We start from the raw sequence: 18,135 nt of genomic DNA, 5'->3' as shown, positions 1-18,135 counted from the left end.
CGCAACCGCCAGATGGCAAAATGCCTCCCCGATCAATGAATCGCGAGCGGCACTTCCTTTTCACAGCGATTGCGTCCTGCCTGCTTGGCCCGATAAAGCGCGCGGTCAGCGGCATTGACGAGATGGCTATAATCGGGGTGACCGTTGAATGCTGCAACCCCGATGGACAGCGTTACAGACTGGCGTGCGCCATCGGGAAGGTTCAACGGTTGTTGTGCTATCTGTTTGCGAAGCTCTTCGGCGATTGTAAAAGCTTTGTTCTCGTCGGCTTCTACGAGAGCGACGAGAAACTCTTCGCCACCATAGCGGAACACGAAGTCGCTCGGGCGGCAAAGCGACAGGATCGCTTCGGCCACCTGCTGAAGGACTGCATCGCCACTGCTGTGTCCGTATGTGTCGTTAATGTTCTTGAAGTGATCGATATCGATCATCAAAACGCTCAGATCCATGGCCTTTTGCGAGGCCATGCGCACTTCACGAGTGAGGATCGAAGGCATGAAACGCCGGTTTAGAGCACGTGTCAGTGGGTCACGACCTGTTTCCATCGCGGCGGCCGCCTGAAACAATTCGGACAGCAGGAATTTCACTTCACCGATCTTGGTTTGAAACAGTGCCAACGAAGCCGCAAGGCCGGCGGGGTTGTCTTTGCGTGCGCTGTTGATGGCTGGCAGGAGAACATTGTCGATATGTTCTACATTCCGGCGGATGTTTTCCAACGTGCCGGAGTTGGAGAACATCAGATCAGCCTTGTGTTGCAACCACAATCCGAAATCCGAGCTTGCAAGGGAGTGAAGCGGACTATCGGAATTGCCGTAGAGGTTGAAGAGGAGCGACTGGCTCCACTCCATAAGCGCTGCACGTTGCGATTCGCGTTCAAGCGGAAAATCGTGACTTAGCGTGAAAGCCCGGTAGGCTTCGTCGGTCTGGGCACTTTCGCGCGCGTCCTTGACGAAGGCTTGGCTCATGATTTCGATAGCGATGTCGATGGCATTGCTGACATGTACGATCAGGCGCGCCAGAACCTCTCTTGAGGCAGTTTCCAGTTTCAGTTGACGGACGATTTCGTTTTTCAGCAGGCGCGCGCCTTGCATGACGACGTGGATAGGCACATCGATGCGGGCGTGAACCTCGCCAACCTTGCGCTGTTCACGAATGAATGCCTCAACATCGTCGGCTGTTCTCTGGAACATTTTCAACAGCCAGTCGCTCAGTGAATTGTGCAAACGTTCCTGCACCATTTTCTGGGACAGGAATGTCGCTGCATCACGATTGTTCATAAGGCGATTATAGAAAACACCGACAAACTGCTCGCGGTGACGGTCAATCAGATCACGGAGAAAGAGAGCATGTTCTTCGGGCAGGCCGCTGACCAGCTCGACCCATTCGGTCTGGGTTGCGCCCAGTCCAGTTTTCGATCCCCATGTCGTGTCGATTTCAGAGGTCGAATAGTCCATGTTCCTGCTCCTTGCGATGGCCGCAAAGCTTCGCCCGCTACCGGTTTTGGACCGGTGCCGGATCGGCCTCGCGGATTGGAGATTCTGCGGCTTTCCCTTTGCTTGGAAAGGGCTGTGTGCGAATTCAACAGGCACCTAATATCCCGACTTTCTTAAAAAGTCTCTCCGCAAAATGGCGGGTTAGTAATTGGTTTAATTGGCAGCGCTTTTTGTAGAGTGCGGTCGAGATTGATAGAGCGTCGTAAGATTAAGTGACTTTACCAAATGGTTGTTTGGCCTACCTATCTGTGGGCAAGATTCCAATTCTGGCCATCTCTGGAAAGGACTCCGGAATGAGATTTACGTTAATTTCTGCGGCTCTCGCGCTCTTCGCGATTACCGCTGTTGCTGAAGCAGGTACACCGGTTGCTCCGGCTCCGATTTCGGCTGTAGCCGCCAATAGCACTGGTTCGGCCATTCAGGTCGACTATCGTTGCCGTCGCGGCATGGTTCGCACGCCGAGCGGTCGCTGTGTTACGGATCGCCGCTGGCGGGATGATCGTCGCGGATGGGATCGTCACTCACCACGTTATTATCGCGAACGGGATCGTGATCGCCGCTGGCGCCATGATCGTGATCGTCATCGCGACAGAATCTATATCGAGCCACGTCGTCGCGGCCCGCACAACTAACAAAGAAAAAGAGCAGCGATTTCGCTGCTTTTTTTATACTGGCTCGGCTTGTGTGTCGGAAAGACTGTCAAGTTGCGGAAATACATCCGCTGTCATAGGGGCCAAGACGTCAATCACCAGTCCATCTGGCGCGAAGTTGATGTCGCATTTGGCCCTGAGTTCGCCCGTGAGAACGGAATAGAGCAGCCGCTGGCCGAAGCCACGACGGGTAGGGCGTTCGACTGCAGGTCCTCCGTCTTCAACCCAGCGCATATGAAATTTTCGCTCGCCCTGCCTTTCGAGCACATCCCAGCTGAATTGGACCGTGCCGTTTTCATTGGAGAGCGCGCCGTATTTCACGGCATTGGTCGCGAGTTCGTACAAACCAAGCGAAAGCGAAACCGTTACACGGTCGCTTACCACGAGTTCTGGACCACTGGTTCGGATTCGATGACCGAACGTGCTGTTGAAAGGGGCGAGGGCAGTTTCGCAGATCTGGCTGATCGTTGTGCCCGTCCAGTCCTCCCGAAGCAGCATGTCATGAGCCTGACTAAGCGCTCGCAGCCGCTCACTGAATAGTTCGTTCGCGGTTTGCGGATCGGTGGCATTGCGCAAGGTCTGGTTGGCGATCGATTGCACCATTGCCATTGAGTTCTTGAAACGGTGCGAAATTTCGCGGGTCACAAGTGCCTTGTCAGCCTCGGCTTTTTTGCGTTCGGTGACGTCGATGACGATACCCAGAAGCGCAGGTGATTTGCCGAGGAGAGCTTTGGCTCGTGTTTCCACCCAGCGCACCTGTCCCAGCCTGTTGGTAATGCGATATTCAACCCGGAAAGATTTGCCTGTGGCAAAAGATTCCTGCGAACGCTGGATAAGCGTTATCCGGTCTTCAAGCACCACCATGTCGATGATCTTGTCGTAGTTGACTGGTTCGTCCGGCGTCAGTCCGAAAATGCGACGATATTCGGCCGAGCAGCTAATCTCCCCGGTCGTGTAATCCCGCGTCCAGAAACCGACATTCGCCACTTCAACGATATACTGGAGTTGATCGCTGCTACGCTGCTTTTCAATTGAGAGCGTTTCGCGTTCTTTTTCGAGCTCAACCAGTTTGCCGAGTTCCAGCGTCACATCAAGCTGCGACGAAACGAAGTGATGAAGTTCGCCATTCTCGGTTTTGACCGGGGAGATATGAAGTCGATTCCAGAACGGCTCGCCAGATTTCTTATAATTGAGAATATCGATCTCAACGGACTGTTCGGCTTCCAATGCCGAATGGATGATCTCGACATGTTTCGGGTCTGTGCCAGGGCCTTGAAGAAAGCGGCAGTTCTTCCCGATGATTTCGTCGGCCTCGTAACCAGTGAGGTTCTGGAAGGCCTCGTTTGCAAAGATGATCGGATTGTCCGGCAGACGCGGATTTGTGATGAGCATTGGCATGGGCGTCAGTTCAACCGCTGCCGTGAAGGGATTCGCTTCCTGGGAGAAAGATGCTCCCAAAACTTTCACGGACGGCTGTACTCTTGTTGCCAATGCAAACCCCACTCGCTGAAAACGCTTACAAGCTGTCCTAATTCACGCAAGTTATCTCATTGTCGCTTAATTTGCGAACAAAAATAATGGAGTAGCTCGAACGAAAATATTGGCTCTTTCGTTAAATCATTGATGGAATGGCCATGCATTGCGACGTGAAAATAAGGCATGCACATAATTTACCGACAATATTCAGCGTGCATTCATAAACGGAAAGCAATGATGGCATCATTGAAATGGAGAAGCACAGGATGAACACCTTCAAAAAGATGATGGTTGGCCTCGTCGGTGCAAGCTTTCTGATCGGCGCAATGGTGCCGGTCTCGGCTGCACCTGTGATGCCAACTGCGCCTGCGGCAAGTAATGAGAATGTTCAGCAGGTTCGCGATGACCGCTGGCGCCGCGGGCCAGGACATGGAAACTGGGGTGGACACCGACCTGGGTATCGTCCGGGCTGGCATGGCCGTCCTCATCGTCCGGGACCTGGCTATTGGAATGGACACCGCGGTTATCGGCACTACCGTCATGGCTATCGTCGCAGCAATGACGGGTGGTGGTATCCGCTCGCAGCTTTCGGCGCTGGCGCAATCATTGGTGGTGCAATTGCAGCTCCGCCGCCCCCACCGGTCTATCGCGCGCCTGCTTACGGTTACAGCAACTCGCATGTCCAGTGGTGTTATAATCGTTATCGGTCCTATCGGGCTTCCGACAACACTTTCCAGCCGTATAACGGTCCTCGTCAGCAGTGTTATTCGCCATACTGACAGTGGAAATTTGTTAAACTCAATGAAGCCGCCCTTCATGGGCGGCTTTGTTTTTGTGGACTAAGTCTATCAACTGTATCCGTGAGTAATTGTCATCCATATCAGTGCATTCTAAAAGGCGGCGGGATAAGATTCCGGGGTGCATTTGTTGAATCGCTTCGGTCTCCCCATTTCATAATGAAGCGCTAAAGGAGACGGGATGCGCCAGATTTTACCCAAGGCTTTGGCCGGTATAGTTATACTCGGCATACTGAGCGTAGTACTTGGTTCCTGGTACACGATTGACGAAGGTGAGCGCGGCGTTGTTTTGCGCTATGGGGCGGTTTCCGGCGTTGCACAACCGGGGCTGGGCTTCAAAATTCCGGTGATCGATTCGATTGTGCGAATATCGGTGCAATCCAAGGCTGCGATCTATAACAGCATGGAAGCCTATAGCCGCGATCAGCAACCAGCTACGATGAACCTGTCGGTCAATTATCGCATTCCGCCAGACCGTGTGGAGGAAGTCTACGCGACCTACGGCGGTGAAGACGGCCTCTTGTCCCGCCTTGTCGAGCGACGCGTTTTTGAGGAAAGCAAGACTGTTTTCGGCAAATTCAATGCTGTGGAAGCCATTCAGGAGCGTAGCCGTCTCAATCAGGAAATTGCGGAGGCAATTCAGAGCAGTGTACGCGGTCCGGTTATTATCGACACGGTGCAGATCGAGAATATCGATTTTTCGGACTCCTATGAGCAGTCCATCGAACAGCGTATGTTGGCCGAAGTTGAAGTGCAACGTCTCCGCCAGAATGCAGAGCGCGAAAAGGTACAGGCTGAAATCACCGTGACGCAGGCAAAGGCTCAAGCAGATGCGCGCCGTGCCGAAGCCCAGGCTCAGGCCGATGCGGTTCGTCTGCAGGCTGAAGCCGACGCAGAAGCGATACGGGTAAAGGGCGAGGCGGAAGCAACCGCGATCAAGGCGCGTGGCGATGCACTGCGTGACAATCCGGGTCTTGTCGCACTGACGCAAGCAGAACGATGGGACGGCCAGCTGCCAAGCACGATGCTACCGAACGGGGCGATTCCCATGCTGAACCTGAACAGTTCCCAGACGCAGCAGAAGTCACCTGGCTATTGATATAGTTGCAGAAAGACCAGCTGGGTCGTGACTGTCACGTTTGACGCACATCCCGAAAACCGTTTCACCCTTTTCGGGATGTGTTCTATCCGCCACGCTGGTCATAACCTTCGACGTTTTCTCCGTCCATTTTCTGGCGCAGGTGCTGCTTTAGCCTCATGATCTTGTCTGCGTCCCATCCGGTCACGTCGGTGACTTCCAACCACGCATTGACATAGTGTTCCGGAGCATAAACATGCCCGTGTCCTATCGGCGTGGCGGTCCCAAAAGCCATATCTAGTGCCAATTGCAGCATGGTCACGACAGGATACCACCGCAGTTCCGGTGAAACATCCGGTCCGCGCGGTGCTTGCATCCAGTCAGGTTGACGATAGAACGATAGACTGTCGAAGAATGTCACCGGATCGCTGGCATATTGCAGATACACCACCCGCAACGGCCCCCAGCGGGTTCCATTTCCCGGCGCTTCACCATGCTGATTCATGAAACGGGCAAAGGAGCCGTCTCGGAACACTGGTAGCCATTCTGGAGTTCCAGGGTTTCTTCGTCTGGTCATGGCTTTCCAATCCCTGCTCGGGAAAGGTGGCCCGCTCCACAAGGCACCGTTGATTGGATCGTCAAGCATTTCGAAAAGCTCGGCTGAGACTTCAGAATTCATCGCCCCAAGGCTCAAGCCATAGAGATACAGACGTGGGCGCTGATCGTGCGGAAGTTCTTTCCAGTAATTATAGACGGTTATGAACAGAGCTCGGGACGCTTCTGCTCCGTATTCGGGTTGGAACAACAACGACAAGGGACTGGAAAGATAGGAATATTGCATGGCAACGCTGGCCACATCGCCATTGTGCAGAAACTCCAGTCCGTCCATGGCTGCTGGATCTACCCACCCTGTACCGGTTGGAGTGATGACGACCAGCACAGAACGTTCAAAACCGTTCTGACGCTTCAGTTCCTCAAGTGCTAGTTCGGCTCGTTGTTCAGGCGTATCGGCTACTTGCAGACCTGCATAGACCCGTATCGGGTCTATAGCCTTTTCGCCAGTCAAGGCAGCAATATCGGCAGCTCCGGGACCCGAGGAAACGAACTCACGTCCAGCCCGCCCAAGCTCGTTCCAGTGTAAAAGCGAAGCGGCGCTGCCAGTCTCGTTCGGTGATGTCGGTTGTGGGCGATCCGGTTCGATCAGAGCGTCAAACTCGCGAAACGAACGATCCAGAACCTTGAAAGTGGACTGGATGAGCAGGCCGTTGGCGATGGTCCAGATGAGCACAACAGTGATCGTAATGCCCAGGACATTGGCTAACCGGCGAGGCATAACGAGTTGTACTTTGGCGGAGACGAATTTCCCTAGTAGAATGAGAAGGCGAACCAGAATTAGCAGAACCAGAAATGTCAGCACAGCTAACGCGGAGACACTCATTGGATAGGCGCTGGGCACCGGCTCCATATCCATGACTGCACGAACTGAGTTCTGCCAGCCCGCGGCAAAATAGAGTGCTACGACGGCCACGGCGAGACAAACCAAACCCACCACAAGATTGGCCCGACTGCGCAGCCGATTCCGGGGTTCAGGCAATTCCAGATAATGCCATAGCCAGCGCCACAATACGCCGATGCCATAACCGGCTCCGAAGGCGACACCTCCGAGAATTCCCTGCATGACGTAGGTTCGCGGGATAAGGCTGGGGGTGAGGGCTGCGGCGAAAAACAGTGTTCCGAGCGCGATACCCACGCCGGACAAGGAACGTCGGAAATGAGAAAATGCCTTGGTGGCCAGAGACATGAAGCACCACGCAGATTAAGTCATTGGAATGAAACTAGCTGTAGCAAGAGCGGGCGGCAAGGCCCGGCACGGAGAAGCAGGAGCTGAATAGTCCTGGTTAGGCACCTCGCGGTTCAGAATCGCCCCTCTGCTCAGGGTGTTAAGTATCCAAACGAGCATGAAAAGCGCCTGTTTACCGGCATATGGAAGAGGCGGTCTGGCATGGAGTATCCCAAACCTGTGATTTTTTTGAATTTATGTTGAAGAAACCTGATTTTATGGTGTTGACCAATCCGTAAGCCGCCCTTATGTTCCGCCGCACTTCCGGGGGCGATTTGCTCCTACAGGGAGCGCGTAGCTCAGCCGGTAGAGCAACTGACTTTTAATCAGTAGGTCCAGGGTTCGAATCCCTGCGCGCTCACCACTTTCTCTTCAAATTGGTTCATTTCACCTTTGTCGCAGTGACTTTGCATTGCAAGAATGCCATGAGCGATCATGACCTTGCGTAGAAGAATTGTTGGCGATCGGTCGGATACCGCCCTTTGGGTTGTATCGCTGACGCTTGTTATTCTTCTGCAAGGGCTGGTAACGGCATACGCGCAGGCTTCCATGGCGGCGTGGAGCGCTGGTCCCTCGTCCGTGATCTGTTCAGTCCACACGACGCAGGCAGATGCGAACGCTCCCCTGAAAGATCTCGCCAGACATTGCTGCTCGACCCTATGTCAGGCCGCGTGTGCCATTGGGACAGGATTGCCAGAACAGCCTGTCACCGTGTCTTTCGATTCGATTGTTGCGAAAGACACGGTCGCTTTTCCTCTCGCGGTTCGCGCACCTCCTGGTCAGTTTGTTACGGCTGCTCAAGCCAGAGGGCCTCCCGCTTTGCACGATCTTTGAAAACGACGCCGCCGCCCCGCGACGGCAATTTCATATCGTTTGGAGATATCGATGCAAAATCATGATTTTATCGCGGCAGCCAATGCTGGCTGCCCACGCACTGTGCTGTGCTTCGACTGCTTTTCAAGGAGGGTTCCATGACGGATACGCTTCTTGAAGGAAAAGCTGGGGTACAGGCACGGCCGAATACCACTAGTTCTGCGAACTCCGGCTTCCAGGCCTTCATCACACGGCTTCATTTCTATGTCGGCCTGTTTGTTGGTCCTTTTATCTTGATTGCAGCTGTGACGGGCACGCTTTATGTGCTGACGCCTCAGCTTGAAAACTACATCTACCGCGACCAGTTGCGTACCGCATCACTTGGAACCTTGCAGCCATTGGCGGACCAGGTGAAGGCGGCCGAAGCCTTTATAGGCGAGGGCCCAAAACTTTTTGCCGTGAGGCCTTCAATTGCGCCCGGCTGGAATACACGGGTCATGTTCACCCAGCCTGGATTGGGAGAATCTGAAAGCCGGGCAATCTTCATTGATCCCGTCACGCTGGCAGTAAAGGGCGACCTCGTTGTCTATGGCACAAGTGGGACCTTGCCGTTTCGCGCGGCGATCGACTACCTACACCGCAATCTGATGCTTGGGGATTTTGGGCGTTACTACAGTGAACTCGCAGCATCCTGGCTGTGGATCGCGGCTCTAGGCGGCACTCTGCTTTGGTGGTGGAATCGGAAGATCCGGCGAAAACAAAAACAAACGAAAAATCTCCACCTGAAGACCCGTCGCTTTCACAGTCAGGTCGGTATCTGGATAGCTGTCGGTCTTTTGTTCCTTTCGGCAACCGGCATGACCTGGTCGCAATTGGCGGGGGAAAGGATTGATCAGTTCAGAGCGGCGGTTGGCTGGATTACGCCTTCAGTTTCGACAGTTCTGAATAAGGCGACAGAATCTAGCCAAGAGCGTGCGCATCAGGACCATGGCGGCATGCCGATGCCGTCCGGAACAGGGGATGTGCAGGATCATGTCGGACAGCTGGATAGTGTTTATCTGGCTGCACAACAGGCAGGCCTCGATTCCCCGATGCTTGAAATCCGACTGCCCCGTTCATCGGATCAAGGCTGGCTGGTGCGTGAATATGACCGTTCCTGGCCGACACAAGTGGATACGATTGCTCTCGATCCCCAAAATATGGAGGTTATCAGCCGTGCTGACTTCGAGAGTTTTCCGCTTATCGCAAAATTGATCCGCTGGGGTATCGATCTCCATATGGGTGTCCTGTTCGGGGTCACTAATCAGATCGTGATGGCTGCGCTCGGCCTCTCGCTGATTGTGATGATTGTCTATGGCTATCGCATCTGGTGGCAGCGTCGCCCGCCTGCCGGATCAATGCCCAGAACGTTGATCGCAAGCTGGAGACGTCTCACTGCCGCGCAACAGATTGGGATCGCAATCGCTGCTGTATTTGTAGGTTGGACGCTGCCATTGGTCGGTATTAGTCTGATTGCATTCTTGCTGGTTGATTCCGTGCGCTGGTGGTTTGGTGGTCAAAAACCTGTCGTGCGCTAAATCAAAAGCTGGCGTCCGTCTTCCGGGCGCCAGCTCTGGCTTAATTATCAACTGGCCGGTCGTGGCGGCAGTCCGGCACGGACGCGCATCTTTTCCAGAAGACTGGCGGCAATTGGCTCATAATTTTCATCGAAATGATGACCGCCGGCCAGTTTCATGACTTCCATCCCTTTGAGCTCGGCAGCTGTGCAGGCGGTATCGTCTTCTTCTTCGCCATAGACGCAAACAACCCGATCAAGCGGGATTGTCGAGATAGCAGGAACGACATCCTTGTCGCCATCCATTCCGAGCCAGCCTTCAATCGAAACCTGGAAGGTCGTCGTCGTCTCGACACCGAGAAGCCCGATCATTTTCGTCCGGTCCTGTATGGAAGGGTCGAGATATTTCCAGGCAAAGGGGAATGTATCGGCGCCGAATGAGTAGCCCAGAACTGCAACCGGCAATTTGTTCGTCGGGTCGGCCTTCTTGATCATGGCCGTCGTGTCATTGGCTATTTCTTCCGGCGTTCGTTCCGACCAGAAATAGCGAAGCGAATCCACACCGATCACGTGAACGCCATGAGCCTGCAGCCATTCACCAATGGATTTGTCGAGATCTCGCCAGCCACCATCACCCGAATAGAAAACGGCAACCATATCGGCTTTGCCGCCTTTGGCGGGAAGATCGACGATAGGCAGGGCCTCGTTCTTGGCATCCTGATCCGCCATGGCGACGACATTGTCGACAGCCATTTTCATGCGAGCAGGAAATTCCGGAGCGGATTGAAGCACGGCAACATTTTCCTGGCGGGCTGTAACCGGATTGTTGACCGGCGATCCGCTGGGACCGACCACAAGGGCAGGGGCGGGAATTACCGCGTTGAAGCCATAGGTGAAGCCGCCATCGGGCGCCTTGGTCGCTTCGGCTTTCTCGGTGCAGGAAGGCAGACGGGTCTTGGCTGGGACCGGATCAAGCGATACGGCGCCTGCAATCGTCGCATCCGGAGAATCCGAGGCTGCGGCATATGCGATGGTAGCGCCTTGTCCAACGCCTGTCAGAACGGGATGAAAATAGACGCCCAAATCAAGTCCACGCAGAGCCTCCTTGGCGATGGCTTCGAAATCAGAGTCGAGATAGTTGCAATCGCCATCTTCCTTATCGAGTGCGGCGCGCCACGGGCCGAGCTCGACCGGCAGAACGATCATGTTCCGGGCAAGCATGGCGTCCATGAAGCTCTTCTCCCGGTCGCTCATACCTCCTTCGTCACTCAGTAAAATCGCAAGGCCGACGGGATCATTCTTCGGCATGTAGACCGGAATATTGGACAGTCTTTCAGCACTGGCGTGGATGACCGGTTCATCGGAATCGGTGATTTTCGTCCAGAGCCGGGCGATCTTGCCTGTATGCATTGCGCCATACGCGCCCACCGCAGCCACCAACGCCAGTCCAAGAAAAATGAAGAGAACGCGTCTTTTCGTCATTTGCGGATGAACTCCAAAGGACTGCCATTGATGAGGGTTGTGGCATCGAGAAGCGCGCGCGGCGTTTCCAGGCCGCCCGGGCAAACCATGTAATGCGGGGTCCAGACCGGATCGAACTTTTCCTTGAAAGCTTTCAGTCCGTCAAAATGATAGAGATCGGCTCCACGCTTGTAGATGAACGAGCCGAAGCGGTTCCATCGGGATGCCAGCCTGCTGCCGCTCAGGCCGGAAAGCGGGGCGGCACCAAGATTGAACCACTTGTAACCTTCTTCCTTGCTGGCCATCAGCAGTTTTGCAAACAGCGCGTCCATAAGAAGCTTGTGTACATTGGGCATGTAGCGCATGAGGTCGACGGTGATTTCATACTTGTCCGCACCACGCCACATATTGGCGAAAGCCACGATTTCTCCGTCACTTTTCAGCACTGCGACGTCGAAGCGTTTCATGTATTCGTCATCGAAGTACCCCAGCGAGAAGCCTTTCTCGCTGCCCGACTTGAAATCGAGCCACGCATCGGAAATCTCGCGCAGGCGTGGAATGAGTGGCGGTACGTCAGCCGCCGGAATGATTTCAAACGTCAGGCCGTCCTTGTCGATCTTGCGGTCGGCATATCGGAATGGCTGGCGACGCGGACCATCGAGCGAGAAATTGGTGAGATCAACACGGGCGACTTCGCCGAGCTTCAGGGCAATCAGTCCCATATCCAGAAACAGGGGCAGGCTTTGCGGGCCAACACCGTAGAATACGGTTCGCAGGGCAAGTTCGTCGGCCAGTGCGTGAAATGACCATGCAAGCTCCTTAGCCGTCTGTCCCTGGCCTATGGGTTCTCCAAGCGCAATCAGGCTGCCCCCTGATTGCGCATACATGATGAAGGCGCTCTTGTCTGGCGCGAGGAGGAATTGCTTGTCACCAAGCATTGCCAAAGCGGCATCCGTATGTGGCCATTGGGCAACGAGATCCGGCACGGCATCAGGTATGGAATAATCCACCTTGCGTTTGCGGTGACCAGCCCGGTTGATAATCGAGTAAAGGCCCACTGCAGCGACCACGGCGAAGACAAGGACAGTCGCACGCAAGAACCGGGGCGCATTGCCGTTCCATGCGAAATCCCACCAGAGGTCATTGGAATATTCCACGTGACGATAAACGAAGAAGCCGAGCCATGTGGAGACAAGTACCGTCGTGCCGACGGTCGCGATCCAGTTCCAGCTTAAATCGAACGGTCCGGAAATCGGGCGGCGATAGAACGAATCCCGGAACCCCCAAAGTGTGAACGCAGAAATGCAAAGGATGGTCGCCTCTTCCCAGTCAAGGCCTTTGGCGAGGGAAAAGACAGCGCCGCTGAGGAGGAGGATTAGTGCTGCTACCCACGCACGTGCAAGCCGCTTAGACAGACCGCGTGCAACGATCAGCAGCGCGACTCCGACGAGGCTGGCGGCAAGATGCGACATTTCCATGAAAGATTCAGGAACAATGTCGGAGAGCAATTTTACGCGGTAGCGGAGGTCTGGTGTCGCACCGGACACCAGAAGAATGATGCCGCCGAGAAAGATGATGCTGGCAGAAAGGCTCGGGATGAGTGGCTCGACCAGACGTTTGGCGAAGCGCGCCTGCTTGCCGAGCATATGACGTCGCCGCATGATCTCCCATATGAGAATGCCTGCGGTCGCTACAACGAGCGGCATAACCGTATAGATAAGACGGTAGGCGAGAAGCCCCGCAATTGCATCCGGTTTCCCGCCTAGGCCGAGTCCAGCAATGATTGTCGCTTCAAATGCGCCTAGACCGCCCGGAGCATGACTGGCAATGCCCAGCACGATGGCGATGACATAGACTAGCGCGAAAACCGCAAAGCTTGGCACTGCGTCGGCAGGCATGAGTACATAGAGTGTAGCGGCAGCTGCGCCTACATCCACAAGCCCGGCAAAGATCTGGGTCAGAGCGCCTTTTGAGTTCGGCAGGCGCAGACTGAACGAACCCACCGTAAAACTACGCTGTCCATGCGACAGCCAGTAGATCAGCCAGCCGATGCCACCCAGAATGGCGATACCGGCGACGATATCGATTCGGGAATCGATGGCGGAAAGCCAGGGAACATCCTGCGGGTCGATAAGAAGCGCTGCACCGACCATGATGATCAGTGCGAACCAGATCGCGAACCATGATGTCCCGACAATCTTGCCGATATCGGCAAGGCTAACACCCTCCGCAGCATAGATGCGATAACGCAATGCGCCGCCGGTCAGCAGGGAAAACCCAAGCGCGTTGGAGATTGCGTAGCCGGCAGCACCTGCGACGGCAGCGATGCGGCGCGGTATCTGGTTGGGCGCAATCGTATCGACAGCCACCACATCGTAGAGTGCGACGGCTGCGTAGCTCAGAACTGTGAAGAACACAGCTAAACCAAGTGTCATCCACGAAATGTTGTGGAAGGCAGCGAGTGTTTCCGTGCGAGACGTATTCTGGAGCAGATTCTCCAGCACATAGATCGCCAGCAGCGCAATGGCGATGCCCGCTATTGGAAACAGAAAATGTTGGTATCGCTTGAGCCAGCCAGAATGTCTTGTCGACGTTGCAGGTGGTGTTGAAGGCACTTCATCATCAATAAGGCTCATAGGAACGTCGTCCGGTTGGAGCAATATATTATAAATCGCGCAATGATCTCGATTTAGGGCGAACTTGTGTTCGAGCGAGATGCCGCATTGAAAATATTCTAAGTAGAGCAGAATCTAGTCTATATAAGCCTGTGGTTTGGCCAGACCGCAAGCGATTTGATGAACTGAAAGAGGTATTGGTGCTCGATATTTCATATATGACCGCAGCCGGAGCCGGTGCGCTGTCGTTCCTGTCGCCCTGTGTTCTCCCGCTCGTGCCGCCTTATCTGTGTTATATGGCGGGCGTGAGCGTAGAAGATTTTCGCGCAGATAAGGCGACAGCCGTTGCCGCCGCGCCTTCGGCGCGCCGTTCGTTGGCATTTGCGGCAATTTGCTTTGTTCTCGGTTTCACAACTGTTTTTGTGGCGCTCGGCGCTGGAGCTTCGTCCATCGGCGCCTTCCTGCGCGCATGGCAGCAGGAGATCGCAATCGTTGCGGGCGTCGTCATCATATTGATGGGACTAAACTTTCTTGGCATCTTGCGTTTCTCGTTCCTGTCCCGCGAAGCTCGTTTTCAGGCGCGCAACGCTCCGGCATCGCCGCTTGGAGCCTATGTCATGGGACTGGCATTCGCCTTCGGCTGGACGCCGTGCATCGGGCCAGTTCTTGGGCCAATCCTGACGTTGGCTGGCGGCAGCAGCACGGTTGGTGAGGGCGCGTTATTGCTGGCAACCTATTCGCTTGGCCTTGGCATTCCGTTTTTGATTGCCGCCCTTTTTTCCGGCGCATTCATGCGGTTTCTTTCACGTTTCCGCGTGCATCTCGGCAAGGTGGAGAAAGCAATGGGCGCGCTTCTGGTCGCTGCAGGTGTCCTGTTCCTGACCGGAGGCATGCAATCCTTCTCGTTCTGGCTGCTTGAGAATTTCCCCGCGCTCGGGCGGTTGGGTTAAAGGTTTGGCAGCAGCCCGTAAGTTTTCATAGACTCTTTGATGTTAAGAGCGAAAATCATCTCAATTTTCTGGACGATACCATGACAGACCGTACCTGCCTTTCCATCGTACTTGCTGCTGGCGAAGGCACACGCATGAAATCCAACTTGCCCAAAGTACTGCATCAGGTGGCAGGCTTGCCGCTGGTCTCTCACGTGGTCACGGCGGTTCAGGGGACCGGAAAGAGCGACATTGCGCTGGTGGTGGGGCGTGGCGCCGACGATGTGCGGGCGGCAGTGGAAAAGAACGCAGGCCCGGTGTCGGCTTTCGAGCAGAAGGAACGCCTGGGCACGGCGCATGCGGTTCTCGCTGCCCGCGAAGCAATCGAACGCGGCTATGACGATCTGCTCATCGTTTTCGGTGACACGCCGTTGATCGAGGCGCAATCTCTGCAGAAAGCTCGCGAACGACTGGCCGAGGGTGCAGACGTTGTCGTTATCGGTTTTCGCCCAGACAATCCACATGGCTACGGGCGCCTCATCGAGAAAGGCGACAAACTTGTCGCCATCATTGAGGAAAAGGAAGCAACCGAAGAGCAGAAGCAGATCGGATTCTGCAACGGCGGGCTGATGGCGGTTCGCGGTCAACACGCCCTGGCGCTTCTGGATGCGGTGGGCAATGACAACGCCAAGGGCGAATATTACCTGACCGATATCGTCGCCATCGCCCATAGCAAGGGCATGAACGTGACGGCCATCGAAGTGCCGGTCGATAATGTCATCGGCATCAACAATCGTGTTGAACTGGCCGAAGCCGAAGCCATCTGGCAGCAGCGCAAGCGTCGCGAGATGATGCTTGCAGGTGTAACGCTTATCGCACCTGAAACTGTTTTCTTTTCGCATGATACGCTGATCGAAGCCGACGTCATTGTTGAACCGAACGTGTTTTTTGGTCCTCGCGTGCATGTCGCGACGGGAGCTCTGATCCATTCCTTCTCGCATATGGAAGGTGCTTACGTTGGGCCGAAGGCCGAAATCGGGCCGTTTGCGCGGCTGCGCCCGGGTGCAAATCTCGGTGAGAAAACCAAGGTCGGCAATTTTTGCGAAGTGAAGAATGCCACCGTGCACAAAGGGGCGAAGATCAATCACCTAACCTATATCGGCGATGCGACTGTGGGAGCCTCCAGCAATATCGGCGCTGGCACGATCACCTGCAATTACGACGGCTACAACAAATACAAGACGGTGATCGGCGAAAACGCATTTATCGGGTCGAACAGCTCACTGGTCGCGCCGGTGGAAATCGGCGACAATGCTTATATCGCCTCTGGCAGCACGATTACCGACAATGTCCCTGCCGATGCGCTGGCTTTCGGTCGTGCCCGGCAGGAAACAAAAGAGGGGCGGGCGAAGATCCTGCGAGAGAAGTACGCTGCCATCAAAGCGGCTAAAACTGCGACCAAATAAGTCGTCCAATTGTTTAACCGAACGGCAATCCTCTGGGTTGCCGTTCTGCGTTAGAATCTTTAAACCGCAAAGCAACACGCCTGAACGTCGGATTTGGAGCAGCCTATGTGTGGAATTATCGGCATCATCGGAAATAACGAAGTCGCTCCGCTTCTTGTGGATGCACTGAAGCGGCTTGAATATCGCGGCTACGACTCTGCCGGTATTGCCACACTACAGAACGGCCGGCTCGACCGGCGCCGTGCCGAAGGCAAGCTGGTCAATCTGGAAAAGCGCCTGGCCGGAGAGCCGCTTCCCGGCATCATCGGTATCGGCCATACCCGTTGGGCTACGCACGGCAAGCCTGTGGAGCGCAACGCGCATCCGCACATTACTGAGCGTCTTGCGGTCGTCCACAACGGCATTATCGAAAACTTCGCCGAGCTTCGCACCATGCTAGAGGCGGAAGGCTACAAGTTCCAGACGGAAACCGATACCGAAGCGGTTGCGCATCTGGTGACCCGCGAACTGGTAAAAGGCAAGTCTCCGGTCGAAGCCGTGCGCGACAGTCTGCCGATGCTGCATGGTGCCTTCGCACTCGCTTTCCTGTTTGAGGGTGACGAAGAACTCTTGATCGGAGCACGCCAGGGGCCTCCACTCGCCGTCGGTTACGGTGAGGGCGAAATGTTCCTCGGTTCCGACGCTATCGCACTTTCGCCTTTCACGGATACCATCGCCTATCTCGAAGATGGCGATTGGGCCGTTCTGACGCGCAAGGGCGTGACTGTCTATGACGAAAACAACAGCGAAGTTGAGCGGCCGATCCAGAAAACGCAGACGGCGAATATGCTCGTCTCCAAGGGTAATCATCGTCACTTCATGCAGAAGGAGATGTTTGAGCAGCCGGAAGTGATTTCCCACACGCTTGCCAACTATCTCGACTTCACGACGGGTAAGGTGCGTCAGGAAGCGATTGATATCGATTTCAGCAAGATCGACCGCCTGACGATTTCTGCCTGTGGTACGGCCTACTATGCGGCATCCGTTGGCAAATACTGGTTCGAGCAGATAGCGCGCCTGCCGGTCGACAGCGATATTGCTTCCGAATTCCGCTATCGCGAAATGCCGCTCTCGAAGGATTCGCTGGCGATGTTCGTGTCGCAGTCAGGCGAAACGGCTGATACGCTTGCTTCGCTGCGCTACTGCAAGTCGCAAGGATTGAAGATTGCCGCTGTCGTGAACGTCACCGGCTCGACCATTGCGCGTGAATCCGATGCTGTTTTCCCAACGCTTGCGGGCCCTGAAATCGGCGTTGCTTCCACCAAAGCCTTTACCTGCCAGCTGTCGGCCATGGCCTCACTGGCAATTGCAGCTGCGAAATCGCGTGGCGCAATCGATGATAAGCGGGAACAGGAACTGGTACGCCAGCTTTCCGAGGCGCCGCGTTTCATCAACCAGGTTCTGAAGCTTGAAGACCAGATCGCTGCGGTCTGCCATGAACTGGCCAAGGTCAATCATGTGCTTTATCTCGGTCGTGGCACGTCTTTCCCGCTGGCGATGGAAGGCGCGCTGAAGCTCAAGGAAATTTCTTATATCCACGCTGAAGGCTATGCCGCCGGCGAGTTGAAGCACGGCCCGATTGCGCTGATCGATGAAACCATGCCGGTTATCGTCATCGCGCCGTCTGATCGGCTCTATGAGAAGACCGTTTCCAACATGCAGGAAGTTGCAGCACGCGGCGGTCGCATCATTCTCATCACCGACAAGAAGGGTGCCGAGGCAGCAAGCATCGACACGATGGCAACCATCATTCTGCCGGATGTGCCGGAATTCATCACGCCGCTCGTCTATGCGCTGCCGATCCAGATGCTGGCTTATCATACAGCCGTTCTGATGGGGACGGATGTCGATCAGCCACGCAATCTCGCAAAGTCGGTAACTGTCGAGTAAATTCAGCTTGTTATAGCAAAAACTCGATAAGTT

At 55.0% G+C, this 18,135-nt stretch carries 12 protein-coding genes and 1 tRNA gene; 8 read left to right on the top strand and 5 right to left on the bottom strand.

Annotation, left to right across the window (positions count from 1 at the left end):
* Positions 1–32: 32 nt before the first annotated feature.
* Positions 33–1,454, bottom strand: coding sequence for a GGDEF domain-containing protein (locus tag OANT_RS18880; protein ID WP_012093038.1), 1,422 nt, complete (start codon positions 1,452–1,454; stop codon positions 33–35).
* 332 nt (positions 1,455–1,786) lie between these two features.
* On the opposite strand from OANT_RS18880, the gene OANT_RS18875 reads away from it, so the two are divergent.
* The gene (locus tag OANT_RS18875) at positions 1,787–2,125 is read left to right on the top strand and encodes a hypothetical protein (RefSeq protein ID WP_040128308.1); all 339 of its coding nucleotides are present in this window, start codon (positions 1,787–1,789) and stop codon (positions 2,123–2,125) included.
* Positions 2,126–2,158: 33 nt separating this feature from the next.
* Here OANT_RS18875 and OANT_RS18870 read toward each other — a convergent pair whose 3' ends face one another.
* Positions 2,159–3,535: an HWE histidine kinase domain-containing protein gene (locus tag OANT_RS18870; RefSeq protein ID WP_231771611.1), complete on the bottom strand. Its 1,377-nt coding sequence runs from the start codon at positions 3,533–3,535 to the stop codon at positions 2,159–2,161.
* 350 nt (positions 3,536–3,885) lie between these two features.
* On the opposite strand from OANT_RS18870, the gene OANT_RS18865 reads away from it, so the two are divergent.
* Positions 3,886–4,398, top strand: coding sequence for a BA14K family protein (locus OANT_RS18865; protein WP_010658849.1), 513 nt, complete (start codon positions 3,886–3,888; stop codon positions 4,396–4,398).
* 199 nt (positions 4,399–4,597) lie between these two features.
* Entirely contained in the window at positions 4,598–5,515 is a 918-nt protein-coding gene (locus OANT_RS18860; protein ID WP_012093035.1) for a prohibitin family protein, read from the top strand.
* An 85-nt stretch (positions 5,516–5,600) separates the two neighbouring features.
* Here the strand turns inward: OANT_RS18860 and OANT_RS18855 are convergent, their stop codons facing one another.
* A complete protein-coding gene (locus OANT_RS18855; protein ID WP_012093034.1) occupies positions 5,601–7,295 on the bottom strand; it encodes an alpha/beta hydrolase in 1,695 nt (564 codons plus the stop codon).
* A 327-nt stretch (positions 7,296–7,622) separates the two neighbouring features.
* Here OANT_RS18855 and OANT_RS18850 point away from each other — a divergent pair.
* Both OANT_RS18850 and OANT_RS18845 read left to right on the top strand, forming a co-directional pair.
* Positions 7,623–7,698 (top strand) — tRNA-Lys (locus OANT_RS18850).
* 607 nt (positions 7,699–8,305) lie between these two features.
* Positions 8,306–9,724 carry a PepSY-associated TM helix domain-containing protein gene (locus tag OANT_RS18845; RefSeq protein ID WP_012093033.1) on the top strand — a complete coding sequence of 473 codons (1,419 nt, stop codon included), beginning with the start codon at positions 8,306–8,308 and terminating at the stop codon, positions 9,722–9,724.
* Positions 9,725–9,771: 47 nt separating this feature from the next.
* Here the strand turns inward: OANT_RS18845 and OANT_RS18840 are convergent, their stop codons facing one another.
* Both OANT_RS18840 and mprF read right to left on the bottom strand, forming a co-directional pair.
* Positions 9,772–11,184 (bottom strand): virulence factor family protein, encoded by a 1,413-nt coding sequence (locus OANT_RS18840; RefSeq protein WP_012093032.1) that lies wholly within the window; start codon positions 11,182–11,184, stop codon positions 9,772–9,774.
* Positions 11,181–13,799, bottom strand: a complete 2,619-nt coding sequence (gene mprF / locus OANT_RS18835) for a bifunctional lysylphosphatidylglycerol flippase/synthetase MprF (RefSeq protein ID WP_012093030.1) — start codon at positions 13,797–13,799, stop codon at positions 11,181–11,183. Before mprF ends, OANT_RS18840 begins: the two co-directional genes overlap by 4 nt.
* Positions 13,800–13,978: 179 nt before the next feature.
* Here mprF and OANT_RS18830 point away from each other — a divergent pair, with 179 nt between their 5' ends.
* The 3 genes from OANT_RS18830 to glmS all read left to right on the top strand — a co-directional run bounded on the left by OANT_RS18830 (position 13,979) and on the right by glmS (position 18,102).
* On the top strand, positions 13,979–14,728 hold the full coding sequence (locus tag OANT_RS18830) for a cytochrome c biogenesis CcdA family protein (protein ID WP_012093029.1): 750 nt from the start codon (positions 13,979–13,981) through the stop codon (positions 14,726–14,728).
* Between the two features lie 80 nt (positions 14,729–14,808).
* The gene (glmU, locus tag OANT_RS18825) at positions 14,809–16,173 is read left to right on the top strand and encodes a bifunctional UDP-N-acetylglucosamine diphosphorylase/glucosamine-1-phosphate N-acetyltransferase GlmU (protein WP_012093028.1); all 1,365 of its coding nucleotides are present in this window, start codon (positions 14,809–14,811) and stop codon (positions 16,171–16,173) included.
* 105 nt (positions 16,174–16,278) lie between these two features.
* On the top strand, positions 16,279–18,102 hold the full coding sequence (gene glmS / locus OANT_RS18820; RefSeq protein ID WP_012093027.1) for a glutamine--fructose-6-phosphate transaminase (isomerizing): 1,824 nt from the start codon (positions 16,279–16,281) through the stop codon (positions 18,100–18,102).
* Positions 18,103–18,135: the final 33 nt, after the last annotated feature.

This window comes from Brucella anthropi ATCC 49188, from assembly GCF_000017405.1.
GTDB classification, from domain to species: domain Bacteria; phylum Pseudomonadota; class Alphaproteobacteria; order Rhizobiales; family Rhizobiaceae; genus Brucella; species Brucella anthropi.
This window is presented reverse-complemented; position numbering and strand designations above follow the sequence as displayed.